At 43.9% G+C, this 15,157-nt stretch carries 14 protein-coding genes; 2 read left to right on the top strand and 12 right to left on the bottom strand.

Features of this window, described 5'->3' with window-relative positions:
* The first annotated feature begins 62 nt into the window (after nt 1-62).
* Together J4N42_RS04955 and miaE are read left to right on the top strand one after the other, a co-directional pair.
* Entirely contained in the window at nt 63-827 is a 765-nt protein-coding gene (locus J4N42_RS04955) for a DNA repair protein (RefSeq protein ID WP_252030207.1), read from the top strand.
* 63 nt (nt 828-890) lie between these two features.
* On the top strand, nt 891-1,664 hold the full coding sequence (miaE, locus tag J4N42_RS04950) for a tRNA isopentenyl-2-thiomethyl-A-37 hydroxylase MiaE (RefSeq protein WP_252030205.1): 774 nt from the start codon (nt 891-893) through the stop codon (nt 1,662-1,664).
* Nucleotides 1,665-1,708: 44 nt separating this feature from the next.
* On the opposite strand, the gene J4N42_RS04945 is transcribed toward miaE, so the two are convergent.
* From J4N42_RS04945 to clpX, 12 genes are all read right to left on the bottom strand, one after another.
* Nucleotides 1,709-2,893: a hypothetical protein gene (locus J4N42_RS04945; RefSeq protein WP_252030203.1), complete on the bottom strand. Its 1,185-nt coding sequence runs from the start codon at nt 2,891-2,893 to the stop codon at nt 1,709-1,711.
* A gap of 135 nt (nt 2,894-3,028) precedes the next feature.
* Nucleotides 3,029-3,724 (bottom strand): orotidine-5'-phosphate decarboxylase, encoded by a 696-nt coding sequence (pyrF, locus tag J4N42_RS04940; protein WP_252030201.1) that lies wholly within the window; start codon nt 3,722-3,724, stop codon nt 3,029-3,031.
* 86 nt (nt 3,725-3,810) lie between these two features.
* Nucleotides 3,811-4,980 carry a lipopolysaccharide assembly protein LapB gene (gene lapB, locus J4N42_RS04935; protein WP_252030199.1) on the bottom strand — a complete coding sequence of 390 codons (1,170 nt, stop codon included), beginning with the start codon at nt 4,978-4,980 and terminating at the stop codon, nt 3,811-3,813.
* Nucleotides 4,981-4,999: 19 nt separating this feature from the next.
* Nucleotides 5,000-5,275 carry a LapA family protein gene (locus tag J4N42_RS04930; RefSeq protein WP_252030198.1) on the bottom strand — a complete coding sequence of 92 codons (276 nt, stop codon included), beginning with the start codon at nt 5,273-5,275 and terminating at the stop codon, nt 5,000-5,002.
* A gap of 143 nt (nt 5,276-5,418) precedes the next feature.
* The gene (gene ihfB, locus J4N42_RS04925) at nt 5,419-5,700 is read right to left on the bottom strand and encodes an integration host factor subunit beta (RefSeq protein WP_252030196.1); all 282 of its coding nucleotides are present in this window, start codon (nt 5,698-5,700) and stop codon (nt 5,419-5,421) included.
* A 119-nt stretch (nt 5,701-5,819) separates the two neighbouring features.
* Nucleotides 5,820-7,490, bottom strand: coding sequence for a 30S ribosomal protein S1 (gene rpsA / locus J4N42_RS04920; RefSeq protein ID WP_252030193.1), 1,671 nt, complete (start codon nt 7,488-7,490; stop codon nt 5,820-5,822).
* A 110-nt stretch (nt 7,491-7,600) separates the two neighbouring features.
* The gene (gene cmk / locus J4N42_RS04915; RefSeq protein ID WP_252030191.1) at nt 7,601-8,281 is read right to left on the bottom strand and encodes a (d)CMP kinase; all 681 of its coding nucleotides are present in this window, start codon (nt 8,279-8,281) and stop codon (nt 7,601-7,603) included.
* A gap of 187 nt (nt 8,282-8,468) precedes the next feature.
* The gene (locus J4N42_RS04910; protein ID WP_390903532.1) at nt 8,469-8,723 is read right to left on the bottom strand and encodes a ComEA family DNA-binding protein; all 255 of its coding nucleotides are present in this window, start codon (nt 8,721-8,723) and stop codon (nt 8,469-8,471) included.
* A 168-nt stretch (nt 8,724-8,891) separates the two neighbouring features.
* Nucleotides 8,892-10,751, bottom strand: coding sequence for a peptidylprolyl isomerase (gene ppiD / locus J4N42_RS04905; protein WP_252030187.1), 1,860 nt, complete (start codon nt 10,749-10,751; stop codon nt 8,892-8,894).
* Nucleotides 10,752-10,907: 156 nt separating this feature from the next.
* The gene (locus J4N42_RS04900) at nt 10,908-11,186 is read right to left on the bottom strand and encodes an HU family DNA-binding protein (RefSeq protein WP_265687356.1); all 279 of its coding nucleotides are present in this window, start codon (nt 11,184-11,186) and stop codon (nt 10,908-10,910) included.
* 185 nt (nt 11,187-11,371) lie between these two features.
* Entirely contained in the window at nt 11,372-13,723 is a 2,352-nt protein-coding gene (gene lon, locus J4N42_RS04895) for an endopeptidase La (protein ID WP_252030183.1), read from the bottom strand.
* Nucleotides 13,724-13,855: 132 nt separating this feature from the next.
* A complete protein-coding gene (clpX, locus tag J4N42_RS04890; RefSeq protein WP_252030181.1) occupies nt 13,856-15,136 on the bottom strand; it encodes an ATP-dependent protease ATP-binding subunit ClpX in 1,281 nt (426 codons plus the stop codon).
* Nucleotides 15,137-15,157: the final 21 nt, after the last annotated feature.

Raw genomic sequence — 15,157 nt, 5'->3', positions numbered from 1 at the left:
GGAACTGATGGGATCGTGTATCCTTATCGGCTAGCCATCGAAACAACAAAGACACGGATTTTATGAATATTGGTTTAATTATTGCTCTTGTCGCTATTTTGTTGGTGTTAGTTCTTGGCTACAACATCATGCTTCAGTACAAAGTGAAGGTTGAGACAGTTAGGAAGCAAGAGTCTGCGCGACACGTTGCCATTATTGATGCTACCGAAGAGCTGATCGGTAATGCGCACCATATGCCTTACAGTAAGGATTTGCTTGTTTGCCTTAACGGTCGGATTCTTGATGCTCTGGAGAGTATGTATGAGCTTGATCCCAAGAACAAACAACTCGCTCAGCGTATCGAAAACATGAAGCAGCAGATCACACAGCTTAAAGATAATTACCAAGGCGGGGAAAGCACAACATTCAAAGTACCGAGTAGTGACAAGCAAGCAATTGTCATGCTTAAGTTAGTTAAACGCCTACGCGATACCATTCGCAGTGAGCACAACAAAGGTCGCTTTGAAACCCAAGCCTTTGTGGCAGAAAATGCACGTCTTGAGACCATTCAAGTTCGAATCAATATCGAGAACGTAATTAAACGTGCCAACGATGCTATCGTTCGTGGCCAACCTGGTACAGCAGTCCAACTATTGCGCAAAGGCATCGATGCGTTGACGACCAAAAACGACGCCTACTCCAATCAGGCCCGTGAGAAACTTCAATCAATGTTTGATGACTTGGAGCAAAAGCGACAAAGCAAATCAGCAGAAGACTTACAACAAATGGAAGAAAAAGAGCGCGACGACGATATGGAAGCACTCTTTGGTCAGAAGAAAAAGTGGTAAACTGCCACGATTGAATTATGAAATTAAGGCCGCTAATGCGGCCTTATTTATGTGTAAACGAAAATGAAACAATTGCAAGAATACCAACAACTCCTAGAGCCCATTTATCAATTCCTTCAGTGCCACACTTCGGATGAGTGGGTGACAGAGGCTAAAAAGCCAGAGAACTTAAAAACGATCTTACTCGACCACCTGCTTTGTGAACTGAAAGCAGGGCAATCTGCAATGTACCTGATTCGTAAATACGCGGTCGACAAAAGTAGCGCTCATGCTTTGCTCGACTGGTTTAAGCCTTATGAAGATTTTGCCTATCGTAAAACTGGCTCGTTAGAAACACTCAAAGGGAAAAGCAACATTTCCAAATCCATAATGGCGAAATCTGATTCCCCCTATAGTCAAGATCTGATCGACAAAATGGTGTTGCTTATTAAAGAGGAGCTTCACCACTTTTATCAAGTGCTTGAGATTATGGACGCACGCGGCATCGACTATGAGCCAATCCAAGCTAGTCGCTATGCAAAAGGGTTGTTGTCTCACATGGCAACTTATGAACCTCAAACTCTGGTAGATAAGCTCATTATCGGAGCGTATATCGAGGCGCGGTCCTGTGAACGATTTGCTAAGCTTGCCCCTCACCTCGATGACGATATAGGTAAGTTCTACGTATCGTTGTTGCGTTCAGAAGCACGTCACTACCAAGATTACCTTGCGCTGGCCGAGCAAGTAGCCGGATGTGATATTAGCGAACGAGTTCACTTTTTTGGGCAATTAGAAGCTGAGTTGATATCCTCTCCAGACTCAGACTTTAAGTTCCATAGCGGTATCCCTACCCTATAGAATTTACTGAAAAGGATGCACTTTAGCATCCTTTTTACTTTAGTTTACTTAGAGTCCAACAGAGCAGAACCTAGACCTGATGCATACAATTTCTTGCTGACTCGATTAAGCGCTTCCGCTTCATTTGGGCCAATTACTAGAGTGCCCTTGCTTTTTAAAACGTCCATCATAGCTTCAATACAGTTAGTGTCATTGCCCAGTTCCGGAAGCTTTTCCCGAATGAAACCAAACCAATCATCATCCATTTTCCGTTTAACTTTTTCGATCACTTCCTGACTCATCACTTGGAATTGCTGGCGGTTGTCGAAAGCGTCTTGATTAGTCCGTGCAATGTCATAAATTATGTGCGCTTTCTTCTTCGCAACCAGCATGCCCGGAATGTTGAGTTGAAGCTCTGCTATCTGACCGTTATTCATCTTCAAGAAAAATTTGATATCTTTATAACCACTGTCATCGGCGGCAACATTAAATTGTTCCAGCCCACTCCCCACCTCCGCGAGTTGATATCGATCTTTTAACGCTTTTTGATAAGTGGATACCGCACGAAACTCCTTAGTGCTACAAATGAATAATTTCGCACTCTGTAGTTCTTTAAAGCTTTTCACTTTTACAGTAATACGGGCACAATCCTTTAAATCCCCTACGTCATTGTTACGAACTCGCGTAGTAATCTTTGCCAGAGCGCCACTATAGCTCTTTATGCCACCATAGGCCCCGGGAGGAAAGCTAATTTCAGCTCCAAATGCAGCCCGCAGTTGCTCTGCAAACTGGTTAAGCTCTACCTGCGCTTGAATGATCTCCTTGAACATCAAAAACAGCTGCTTACGCTTGAGCTTTGCATTTGCTACTTGGCTTTTCTCTTTAAAACTCATCGCCTTGGTGTTAAGCACTTGCTTGCCAGCAGCATTACTCTCTAAGTACTTGGCCAAGTCTTCATCAAGATACTCGACTAAATGCGCATCATCAGTGAGAATATCGTGCATGAGCTTGCACATTTTCCCTTCTTCGCTATCGAGTAAACTCTTGGATTTGAGCATCCCTTTCAATTCAGCAAGGCTAGATTGATACTCTTTCTGGTTCACCAATCGAAAGCCCTGAGATAAATGGGTCGATTGATTAATTCTCTTCAACACTTCTGATTTAATTTTAGCTACATCACCTGCACTAACCATTTTGCTCGCTGGAGACGACAAAACTTCACTTTCTGCTGCGCTACCTTGGTGCGGCATAAAACATCCTTATTTATAGTTTTGTTATTACTATATACAAACCTAATAGAAAAAAGTGTTAATCACCAGTAACAAGACAAATCAAACACAAAAAAATAGCCAGCGAGTGCTGGCTATTTTAGATTTAATAAATCATTAACTTAGCGACAGGTTGATCTCACGTAACACTAAATCAGGGTCTTGAGCTTGTGTGATAGGTCGGCCAATCACTAAATAGTCAGAACCCGCTTGAATCGCATCAACTGGCGTCATAATACGTTTCTGGTCACCCATCGCTGCGCCCGCAGGACGGATGCCAGGTGTCACAAGTTTAAACTCTTTACCCAGTTCACGTTTAAGCATTGAAGCTTCCTGCGCTGAACAGACTACGCCGTCTAAACCAGAATTCTTAGTAAGGTTAGCGAGACGAATAACTTGCTCTTGTGGTGCGATATCTAAGCCAATCCCAGCCAAGTCACTTTGTTCCATACTGGTCAGTACGGTTACACCAATAAGGAGTGGGCGATCTTTTCCATATGGCTCTAAAATCTCTCGTGAAGCGCTCATCATACGCTCTCCACCACCTGCATGTACATTCACCATCCACACGCCCATTTCCGCTGCAGCACGTACCGCTTTAGAACACGTGTTTGGAATGTCATGAAACTTTAGGTCTAGGAACACTGAAAACCCACGCTTGTGAAGCTCTTTAACGAAATCAGGACCAAATAGCGTAAACATCTCCTTGCCCACTTTAAGCCGACATAACGACGGGTCAATTTTGTCAACAAAAGCGAGTGCGTCAGCTTGGTTGTCGTAATCCAGCGCTACAATAACTTTTTGGTCGATCATTTCATCTCCTAATTACTTTTTGAAACTCGAAAAAAAGCAGCGGGATCGCCGCTGCTAAATTTGGATTGGCATAGCCAATCAATACTTTACTCACCATCTAGCCCACGTATTGGCTTAATGGTTCCCCACCCCTTACAGGAAGGACAGTGCCAATACATAGAGTGGGTAGAGAACCCACATTTACGGCATCGATAATGAGGCTTAACTTTTAACTGTTCACCCACAAGCTTTTGTAGCGTGCTCAGACTGGCTTTCGCCCTCCCTTCTTCTGCATCCGCTAGGTGATAATCCATTAATCGGTAAAAACCTTTCATCGTCGGGTTTTTTACCAACTGACGAGTCAACAGCTCCTGCGCCGCTCCAACGCCATCGTGCTGAGCGACTAACTGGGCTAGCATTAATTCGGCAGATACACCGGCTTTACGAGAGATGCATTCCCTTAGAAACTCAACTAAACCACTTTCTTGCCCGAGATGGTGGTAACAATCTGCGAGAGTTGGAAGCACTTCCCCAATAAAGTCTATATCTTGCTCTAGCACCATTTCCATATATTGGGCGGTTTTTGCGTAATCTTCTGCTTCAAGAAAGAGTTTACCAAGGGAAATACTTGCTCGAACACATTTCGGGTCTTCTGAGAGCGCGCGCTGAAAATACTGAATTGCTTTGCCGTGTTGTCCGTCGGACTTCTCTTGCATCGCAAGCTCACACCAAAAGTGGGCGATTGTCGATTTCATTCTTTTGCGACCCAGTTTTACCAGCAAGCTCGCATAATGAATCGCATTACTCCACTCTCTCGTTTGTTGGTAAATCGCTACCAACTGCTGTAGTGCTGCTTCCTTGTGATCGGGCTCATCGACCAATTGTTCAAAAATCTTCTCAGCGCGATCGAGAAAACCCGAAACCATATAATCTTTTGCGAGTTGCTGAAGCGCGATGTTCTTTTGGTCGATGGTCAACCCTGAACGAGAGATCAAATTTTGGTGAATACGAATGGCGCGGTCTACTTCACCTCTAGAGCGAAATAGATTACCGAGGGCTAAATGAGTATCGATGGTTTCATCATCGACTTGCAACAGTTCGATAAAATGATCGACCGCTTTATCAGACTGATCGGAAAGCAGTAAGTTCAAGCCAGTCACATACTGACGAGATATCTGATTGGAATGTTTTTGCTTGTCTTGTTTCGCACTGCGATTACCCATGTACCAGCCATAAGCGGCGGCAATAGGGAGTAACAAGAAGAGTATCTCAAGCATTAAAAATCTACCGTTTAAACTAAGACTTTACTTCTGTGGTATCCGTCACTGGTGTTAGCTTTTTCAGTTGTTTGTTCAACTTCCTAACTTCAAGACGAGATTTCAAATGCAAACTGCCAAAAATAGCCCACGCCACAGCGAAGCCTACAACAAATACGCTACCAAGTAGTGTGGAAAGATGGAAATCACCCTGTGCGAGCAAATAATTAAATGTTACGACCGCTTGATTTTGAGAGCCTAACGCAAGCGCAATAAGAAACAGAGCCAGTACCAGAACGATTTTTATAATTTTCATAATCCACTACCCCTAATATTAATGGCAGGTACGATTATGCAGGAAAACACGCTTACAAACCATGGCTATTGCAAATATTGTGGCTTTAAAAAAGCGGCATACGATAAAGTATGCCGCTTCTTATTGTTCTTGTAAGATCGAGGTTAACCGATATTTACACGTTCACGTAATTCTTTGCCAGGTTTAAAGTGAGGGACATACTTACCTTCCAATTCCACTTTGTCACCCGTTTTAGGATTACGACCAACACGAGGTTCACGGTAATGCAAAGAGAAGCTACCGAACCCACGGATTTCGATTCTGTCACCACCTTCAAGTGTTGAAGCCATGTGCTCTAGTATGTCTTTCACAGCGTCTTCAATCTCTTTGGCGGATAAATGCGTTTGCTCGGCACATAGTCGTTCAATCAGTTCAGACTTAGTCATAGTTTCCCTCATTGGTTTCTTTTTAGAAATTATAGACCTATCAAGAAAATAAGCAAAAAAAAAGGAGCCTTTCGGCTCCCTTCTTAGCTAATAGCTATTAATCTCTTATCGAGAAACTATTATTCGCCTTTAGCAGCTTTGAATGCATCTGCCATAGCATTACCGAACGCGCCTTCTTCAGCTTTGTTCAGAGTTGCCATTGCTTCTTGCTCTTCAGCTTCATCTTTCGCTTTGATAGATAGGTTGATTACGCGGTTCTTACGGTCTACACCAGTGAACTTCGCTTCAACGCTGTCACCAACGCTTAGGATTAGAGATGCATCTTCGATACGGTCACGTGAAACTTCAGAAGCGCGGATGTAACCTTCAACGCCATCTACAAGTTCAATAGTTGCGCCTTTAGCGTCAACTGCAGTAACAGTACCGTTTACTAGAGTACCTTTCTTGTTGTCAGCAACGTATGCGTTGAACGGGTCGTTTTCCATTTGCTTAACGCCTAGAGAAATACGCTCACGCTCTGCATCTACAGCAAGAACTACTGCAGAGATCTCGTCACCTTTCTTGTACTCACGTACAGCTTCTTCACCTGGAACGTTCCAAGAGATGTCAGATAGGTGAACTAGACCGTCGATGCCGCCGTCAAGACCGATGAAGATACCGAAGTCAGTGATAGACTTGATCTTACCAGTAACTTTGTCGCCTTTAGCTTGTGCTTCAGCGAATGACTGCCATGGGTTAGCTTTACACTGTTTCAGACCTAGAGAAATACGACGACGCTCTTCGTCAATCTCAAGAACCATAACCTCAACTTCGTCGCCTACATTAACAACTTTAGATGGGTGGATGTTCTTGTTAGTCCAATCCATTTCTGAAACGTGTACTAGACCTTCAACGCCTTCTTCGATTTCAACGAAGCAGCCGTAGTCAGTTAGGTTAGTAACGCGACCAGAAAGCTTGTGACCTTCTGGGTAACGCTTAGCGATAGCTACCCATGGATCTTCGCCTAGTTGCTTAAGACCTAGTGATACGCGAGTACGCTCACGGTCGAACTTAAGAACTTTAACTTGGATCTCGTCACCAACGTTAACGATCTCAGATGGGTGCTTAACACGCTTCCAAGCCATATCTGTGATATGTAGAAGACCGTCAACACCGCCAAGATCAACGAATGCACCGTAGTCAGTAAGGTTCTTAACGATACCTTTAACTTCAGAACCTTCTTGTAGAGTTTCTAGAAGCTCATCACGCTCAACGCTGTTCTCAGATTCGATAACAGCACGGCGAGAAACAACTACGTTGTTACGCTTTTGGTCAAGTTTAATAACTTTGAACTCTAGCTCTTTGTTTTCTAGGTGAGCAGTGTCACGGATAGGACGTACGTCTACTAGAGAGCCTGGAAGGAAAGCACGGATACCGTTTAGTTCAACAGTGAAACCGCCTTTAACTTTACCGTTGATGATACCAACAACAGTTTCAGCTTCTTCGTAAGCTTTCTCAAGAACGATCCAAGCTTCGTGACGCTTAGCTTTCTCACGAGAAAGTTGAGTTTCACCGAAACCATCTTCAACAGCGTCTAGAGCTACGTCTACTTCAGCGCCAACTTCAACTTCAAGTTCGCCAGCAGCGTTCTTGAACTGTTCAGCAGGGATAGCAGATTCAGACTTAAGACCAGCGTCAACAAGAACGAAACCGTTCTCGATAGCTACTACAGTACCTTTAACGATGCTGCCTTGTTGGAATTCTGTTTCGTTTAGAAACTCTTCAAAGAGTTGAGCAAAAGATTCAGTCATTTATTTAATCTTCAATAAATTAAACGTCCACGGGTTTCCTACCACATGGGGTTATTAAATTCGCCGGTCATCATCCTTGCGACCAACGTTCTCAGCTGATTGAGTATAGTTTACTTAATCAGTTTTGATTCGATATATTGTAGTGCTTTTTCGACAACTTCGTCGATACCCATCGACGTAGAATCAAGCACCAGCGCATCCTCAGCAGGGCGCAAAGGCGCCACTGGGCGGTTACGATCTCGATCGTCTCGCTCTTGGATCTCGCTCAAAAGGTCGTCAAATTTAACATCTAACCCCTTGCCTTGCAACTGTTTAAGGCGTCTGTTAGCACGCTCTTCAGCACTCGCATCAAGGAAGATTTTTGCTTCTGCAGATGGGAAAACGACAGTACCCATGTCACGACCATCGGCAACTAGGCCATTTCCCTCGGAGAATGCTCTTTGTCTACGAAGCAATGCTTCACGTACACGCGGCAAAGCCGCAACTTTAGATGCAGCCATCCCTGTTTGTTCTTTTCTTAGTTCTTGGGAAACATCTTCACCTTCCAGGATAACTTTTACCAAGTCACCCTCTGCGATGAACTGAACATCTAAATGTGTAGCAAGCGGAACGAGCCCATCTTCTGATTCGGTATCGACACCATGGTGGATTGCAGCCAAGGCAAGCACACGATAAATTGCTCCGGAATCAAGAAGACTAAAACCTAATTTATTAGCCAGTAACATACATAGTGTGCCTTTACCGGCACCACTAGGTCCATCAACGGTTATCACCGGTGTTTGAGAGGACATGTTTTACTCCACGTGGTTTCAAACCAAGATACGTATGCCTTGGCTGTTATCGGCGCAAAATTATAATGCTTCTAGATGAATCCTGCTAGCGATGATTCGTCATACTTAAGTAAGGAGTAAAACCGAAAGTACCGCTTACTCAATCCCGGTTCAGCTGGTTTTTGAGTTAAGCGGCACAATGTTACATTTAAAGTTGTATGCGTTCTCGGTTCTTATCAACCGTTGTTTGGCCTATTCCAGAAACACCAACCAGCTCATCTGCCGACTTAAAGTTTCCGTTATTATCTCGGTAATCCACTATCGCTTGTGCTTTTTTGATTCCGATGCCTTTTAGCAACGTAGCCAATTCGTCGGCGCTCGCTTGGTTGATGTTGACCGTAATTTCGATACCTTCGTATTGGTCACTATCCGCAACTGCCAACCCACTCGACACGCCCATCATTAACAAGGCAGCAAGAACAATAGATTTAAAGTACATAAAACCTCCTTTTGATTGAAAAGGCTTACTGTAAATCCATTGCTCTGATTAATGACCTTGCAGAGCGTAAAAACAAAACGGACTGCATAGGCAGTCCGTTTTTAATAGTTATATAAATTACACTAAAGCGTGTTATTGGCTCACTGCGTAATATTCGATATCTGTACTACTACGAAGAATGCTCAACACACCCGACAAATCTTGTTGCGAGTTCAACTGTGTTAGCTGAGTACCAATTTGCTCACCATATTGAGAGTCGACTTTCGCTTCAACTTTATCCAGTGATACCAATACGATATTACCTTCGAAATCTTTAGTTTGAGCATAAACAGAATTACCTGCTTCTGGCTTCGCTAAAGCAAATACAGTATCAGCGAATGCTGAGCTACGATCGATAGTTTCTGTCTCACCAAACTTCAGTGAGTTAGATTCTAGAACCGAAACATCGCCCGACTTAAGGCCATCAATAACCGTCTCAGCAAGTTCTATAGCTTGTTGCTCACCTTTCACTTTAGCTAACTGTGTTACAACTTGCTCTCGAACCTCTTTCAGAGGCAGAACCGTTTCGTCACGTGCATCTTCGACACGCACAACAATCACGTGCTCAGGAGCAATTTCTATTACTTCTGAGTTCAAACCATCTTCTTTCACTTCTGGGCTTAGGATAGCTTGAAGAACGGCAGGCGTCTTCAGTACATCTGGCGCATCTTGCTGAGATATAAAGTCTGTAGTATGAATTTTCTGGCTTACGGCGTTCGCTGCATCGTCAAGTGAGTCAGGGTATTCAAAAGCAACCGTTTCAAGTTCACTTTGCAACTCGTAAAACTGGTCAATCGCTTCTTGATCAGTCAGCTCTTGCTTAATTTCAGCGGCAACTTCTTCATAAGGTTTCGCTACTGAATCTTTCAGCTCGTCAAGCTTAATGATGTGGTAGCCAAAGTTAGACTTAACTAAACCAGTGACATCACCAACATTTTTCAGAGCAAATGCTGCCTTTTCAAATTCTGGGTCCATTACGTCGCGTTCAATCCAACCCAGTGAACCACCTTCTTCTGAGCTACCAAGGTCTTCTGACTTCTCTTCGGCCAAAGTCGCAAAGGCAGCACCTGAATTCAATTCATCCAAGATCGCTTGTGCTTTTGACTCGTCTTCACCTTGAATTAGAATATGGCTAACTTTTCGTTGCTCTTCCGACGAATATTTATCAAGGTGCTCTTGGTAGTATTGCTTAACCTGTTCATCGCTAATAGCGACTTGCTGTTTTAACTGCTGAGCAGATAATTCAACATAAGCGACTTTCACCTGTTCTGGACGAGTGTAGCGCTCAGGGTTTTGTTTGTAATACTCTTCAATCTGCGCGTCATCAAGAGTCACTTTGTTTGCAAATTCTTCAAGAGAAAGAGTTACTGTACGAATATCACGAGTCTGAGTAATTAGCTTACTTTGAGAGTCAATCTCACCTTGAAGGGAGAAGTCGCTGCCCTGTAGAGCTGTCAGTAACTGATTACGGACAAGATCTTTACGTAAATACTGAGCAAAGCTCTCAGCCGAGAAGCCTGCACGACGCAGTGCTGCTTGATAGATTTCTTGATCGAATTTACCGTCACTTTGGAACTGAGGCATTTCAAGAATCATGGTGCGGATTTGAGCATCACTTACACGAAGACCTAAAGACTCAGCATGCTGCTCTAAAAGCACGTCATTAACCATACGGTCAAGAACAGATTTACGAAATGATGCAACATACGATGGGTCTGCCAGTAGGTTAGAAAAATAATCACCTAGCTGAGACTGCATACGATTTCGCTCATTTTGGTACGCTTGCTCAAACTCACCACGTGCGATTTCAGTATTGCCAACTTTTGCCGCTGCGTTATTACTACCACCAACGATATAGCTACCAACACCGGCAAATACGAAAGAAAGGATGATTAATCCTAGGATAATTTTGACCGCGATGCTGTTCACGCCTTCGCGTAATCGATCCATCATAATTTAACTGTTCTCCACAAATGAAGCATTGTACTTCTACAACAAAAATCTATTGCGCGATAATACCAGAAAAAGAAATGCGCATCAGTATGATGCGCATAATTTAAAAAGGTTCGAAATAAGTTCGCATTTTTAATCAATGCGCAACCTATTTGATTAGTTGCAAGATTCTTTAAGCGCTTTACCTGCTTTGAATGCTGGTACTTTAGCTTCTGCGATTTGGATCTCTTCACCAGTTTTTGGGTTACGACCAGTGCGTGCAGCACGAGTACGTACGCTGAAAGTACCAAAACCAACTAGCGCTACTTGATCGCCAGATTGTAGAGTGTCACCTACTGCTTCGATGAATGCGTCTAGAGCGCGGCCTGCTGATGCTTTAGAAATGTCAGCGTTCTCGGCAATTTTTTCTACTAATTGTGTTTTATTCACTGTGATTCCCCTTTGTGCTACCGATTTATTATTTTTAAAGGTAGCTTTCGTTCCATTTACGTTTCATGTTAGCTGAAGCCTTGTTACAAAAGGCTTCAGCCTTAGTCGGTAACGTTAGCGCCCAAAAAAAACGCTGACAAGCCTTTTTGGGCGAATCAGCGTAATCTTTTACTTATTTTTGCTGCACATCACTATTTTTTAGCGACAAACTCAACCCCTGACGGGTCTAGCTCTAGTGCAACTTTAAGAACTTCATCAATCCATTGAACTGGAATTACTTTGAGGTCAGCAATAACATTGTCTGGAATCTCTTCCAAATCACGTTCGTTGTCTTTCGGAATCAATACCGTTTTGATGCCACCACGGTGTGCCGCAAGTAATTTCTCTTTTAGACCACCGATAGGTAGAACTTCACCACGTAACGTAATTTCACCGGTCATGCCCACTTCTGCTTTCACTGGATTACCCGTCAGGCTAGAAACCAGCGCTGTACACATCGCGATACCCGCACTTGGGCCATCTTTAGGTGTTGCACCTTCCGGAACGTGGACATGGATATCACGCTTCTCATAGAAATCTGAGTTAATACCCAGCTTTTCAGCACGTGAACGAACAACAGTCATTGCCGCTTGGATCGACTCTTTCATTACGTCGCCAAGAGAACCCGTTTGCGTCAGCTTACCTTTACCAGGCATCGCTTCTGTTTCGATGGTCAACAAGTCACCGCCTACTTGTGTCCAAGCTAGGCCTGTCACTTGGCCGATACGGTTGCTGTCGTCCGCCTTACCAAAGTCATGACGTTGAACACCTAGATACTCTTTCAGGTTATCCATCGTGACTGTTACAGACTTCAAGCTTGTATCAAGCAGAATGTTCTTCACTGCTTTACGACAGATCTTAGAAATCTCACGCTCTAAGCTACGCACACCTGCTTCACGTGTGTAGTAACGAATGATACCGATGATCGCTGAATCTTCGATGGTTATTTCGTTTGGCTTCAGACCGTTACGCTTAACTTGCTTATCCACAAGGTGGCGCTTAGCAATGTTCAGTTTCTCATCTTCGGTGTAGCCAGATAGGCGAATCACTTCCATACGGTCTAGTAGCGGCCCTGGAATATCCATCGAGTTAGATGTCGCAACGAACATAACATCTGATAGATCGTAATCCACCTCTAGGTAGTGATCATTAAATGCATTGTTCTGCTCTGGATCCAATACTTCAAGCAGCGCGGAAGATGGGTCACCACGCATATCTGAAGACATCTTGTCGATTTCATCCAAAAGGAACAATGGGTTTTTAACCCCTACTTTCGACATTTTCTGAATCAGCTTACCCGGGAGTGAACCGATGTAAGTGCGACGGTGTCCACGGATTTCAGCTTCGTCGCGCACGCCACCTAGTGCCATGCGAGTGTACTTACGGCCCGTTGCTGCAGCGATAGAACGACCCAGAGATGTTTTACCAACACCTGGAGGACCTACAAGACAAAGGATTGGACCTTTCAATTTGTTGATACGATTTTGTACCGCTAAATACTCTAGGATACGTTCTTTAACGCGCTCTAAGCCATAATGGTCTTCGTTCAGAATCTCTTCTGCTTTAGCTAAATTCTTTTTCACCTTCGAACGCTTTGCCCAAGGGACGCCGACCATCCAGTCGATGTAGCTGCGTACCACTGTTGCTTCTGCAGACATCGGTGACATCATTTTAAGCTTTTGCAGCTCTTGCTCAGTTTTCTCGCGAGCTTCTTGAGGCATCTTTGACTCTTCGATTTTCTGTTTAAGAACTTCGAACTCATCAACGCCATCTTCCGTCTCACCAAGCTCTTTCTGAATGGCTTTCATTTGCTCATTCAAGTAATACTCACGCTGAGATTTTTCCATCTGCTTTTTAACGCGACCACGGATGCGTTTCTCAACTTGAAGGATGTCAATTTCTGACTCCATTTGTCCCATCAGGAACTCAAGGCGTTCGGTTACGTCTAGGATCTCTAACACTTGTTGCTTATCAACAAGTTTTAGGGGCATGTGCGCTGCGATGGTGTCCGCTAAACGCGCTGCTTCATCAATCCCATTAAGAGATGTCAGTACTTCTGGTGGGATTTTCTTGTTTAGCTTGATGAAACCTTCGAACTGGTTAATCGCACTGCGCACAACCACTTCTTGTTCTTTGTCGTCGAGCTCGGGAGTTTGCAGGAACTCTGCATCCGCCAAGAAGAATTCATTCTCTTTAAATTGCGTAATCTTGGCACGTTGTTGACCTTCGACGAGTACCTTAACGGTGCCATCAGGTAATTTCAGCAACTGTAAAATCGTTGCGACTGTCCCGACTTCGAACAAATCATCTTGAGTTGGTTCGTCGGTTTCAGCCTGCTTTTGAGCAACTAGAAGGACTTGCTTGTTGTTATCCATTGCCGCTTCTAAGCAGCTAATAGACTTTTCACGACCAACAAACAAAGGAATAACCATATGAGGATAAACGACCACATCACGTAGTGGCAGTACGGGGATCTCGATACGCTCGGAACGTTCCAAGTTCATATATTTCTCTCTTCCGCTTTCATGTTTAACGCATAACTTGTTAAGCAGTATATGGGGGCTAATCCATTGGATTCAATGAAAGAATAAAAAAAAGGAGGTATTTAATACCTCCTTTGAACATTTTGATTATTTTTACTCAGCGCCAGCGGCTTGATTATCGGTGTTACTGTAGATCAGTAATGGTTCCGACTCGCCATTAATCACTGTCTCATCAATAACGACTTTGCTTACGTCCGTCGCTGAAGGAAGTTCATACATGGTTTCTAAAAGCACGCTTTCTAAGATAGAACGCAGACCACGAGCACCAGTTTTACGCTCCATCGCTTTTTTAGCGATAGCGCGTAGGGCATCTTCACGGAACTCAAGTTCAACGTCTTCTAAATCGAAGAGTGCGCCATATTGTTTCGTCAGAGCGTTCTTTGGTTCACATAGAATCTGGATCAGTGCTTCTTCATCGAGCTCTGTCAGCGTTGTAGTAACCGGAAGACGACCAATAAACTCAGGAATAAGGCCATATTTAACCAAATCTTCTGGCTCAACTTGAGTAAACAGTTCACCAACAGTCTTAGTTTCATCTTTAGAACGAACTTCCGCGCCGAAGCCAATGCCCGTACCGGTTGCAACGCGCTGCTCTATCACTTTATCTAAGCCAGCAAATGCGCCGCCACAGATAAATAGAATCTTAGAAGTATCAACTTGCAAGAATTCTTGCTGAGGATGCTTACGGCCACCTTGAGGTGGAACTGAAGCTACCGTTCCTTCAACGAGTTTAAGTAGTGCTTGTTGAACACCTTCACCCGATACGTCACGTGTGATCGATGGGTTTTCCGCTTTACGAGAAATCTTGTCGATTTCATCAATGTACACAATACCACGTTCTGCTTTCGCTACGTCGTAGTCACACTTTTGCAGCAGCTTCTGAATGATGTTTTCGACATCTTCACCAACATAACCCGCTTCAGTAAGCGTCGTTGCGTCTGCCATAGTGAAAGGTACATCTAGGAAACGAGCGAGCGTCTCTGCAAGGAGTGTCTTACCACTACCTGTTGGGCCGATAAGCAAGATATTACTCTTACCAAGTTCAACCCCTTCGCTCGTTGTATCACCGTTACGTAAACGCTTGTAGTGGTTATATACCGCAACAGCGAGCACTTTCTTCGCGTAATCTTGGCCAATTACATAGTCATCAAGGTGTTCACGAATTTCTTTAGGCGTTGGTAACGCTTCAGATTGTTTCTTAGGCAGAACATCTTTGATTTCTTCACGAATGATGTCGTTACATAAGTCGACACATTCATCACAAATGTAAACTGAAGGGCCGGCGATTAGCTTGCGAACTTCGTGCTGGCTTTTGCCACAGAAAGAGCAATACAGTAATTTGCTGCTACCACTCTCTTTGCTTTTGTCTGTCATTCGCTAACCTCTTAGCCTTTA

This window comes from Vibrio sp. SCSIO 43135 (genome assembly GCF_023716665.1).
Lineage (GTDB): Bacteria > Pseudomonadota > Gammaproteobacteria > Enterobacterales > Vibrionaceae > Vibrio > Vibrio paucivorans.
The sequence above is the reverse complement of the archived record's forward strand: the minus strand, read 5'-3'. Positions and strand labels throughout refer to the sequence as shown.

What these genes read in the sequence shown, in the direction of transcription:
- J4N42_RS04910 (WP_390903532.1), bottom strand. Translation starts at nt 8,723, where the DNA reads ATGATGGGCGTGTCGAGTGGGTTGGCAGTTGCGGATAGTGACCAATAC.
- lapB (WP_252030199.1), bottom strand. Translation starts at nt 4,980, where the DNA reads ATGCTTGAGATACTCTTCTTGTTACTCCCTATTGCCGCCGCTTATGGC.
- ppiD (WP_252030187.1), bottom strand. Translation starts at nt 10,751, where the DNA reads ATGATGGATCGATTACGCGAAGGCGTGAACAGCATCGCGGTCAAAATT.
- pyrF (WP_252030201.1), bottom strand. Translation starts at nt 3,724, where the DNA reads ATGATCGACCAAAAAGTTATTGTAGCGCTGGATTACGACAACCAAGCT.
- lon (WP_252030183.1), bottom strand. Translation starts at nt 13,723, where the DNA reads ATGAACTTGGAACGTTCCGAGCGTATCGAGATCCCCGTACTGCCACTA.
- J4N42_RS04955 (WP_252030207.1), top strand. Translation starts at nt 63, where the DNA reads ATGAATATTGGTTTAATTATTGCTCTTGTCGCTATTTTGTTGGTGTTA.
- ihfB (WP_252030196.1), bottom strand. Translation starts at nt 5,700, where the DNA reads ATGACTAAGTCTGAACTGATTGAACGACTATGTGCCGAGCAAACGCAT.
- miaE (WP_252030205.1), top strand. Translation starts at nt 891, where the DNA reads ATGAAACAATTGCAAGAATACCAACAACTCCTAGAGCCCATTTATCAA.
- cmk (WP_252030191.1), bottom strand. Translation starts at nt 8,281, where the DNA reads ATGTCCTCTCAAACACCGGTGATAACCGTTGATGGACCTAGTGGTGCC.
- clpX (WP_252030181.1), bottom strand. Translation starts at nt 15,136, where the DNA reads ATGACAGACAAAAGCAAAGAGAGTGGTAGCAGCAAATTACTGTATTGC.
- J4N42_RS04930 (WP_252030198.1), bottom strand. Translation starts at nt 5,275, where the DNA reads ATGAAAATTATAAAAATCGTTCTGGTACTGGCTCTGTTTCTTATTGCG.
- rpsA (WP_252030193.1), bottom strand. Translation starts at nt 7,490, where the DNA reads ATGACTGAATCTTTTGCTCAACTCTTTGAAGAGTTTCTAAACGAAACA.
- J4N42_RS04945 (WP_252030203.1), bottom strand. Translation starts at nt 2,893, where the DNA reads ATGCCGCACCAAGGTAGCGCAGCAGAAAGTGAAGTTTTGTCGTCTCCA.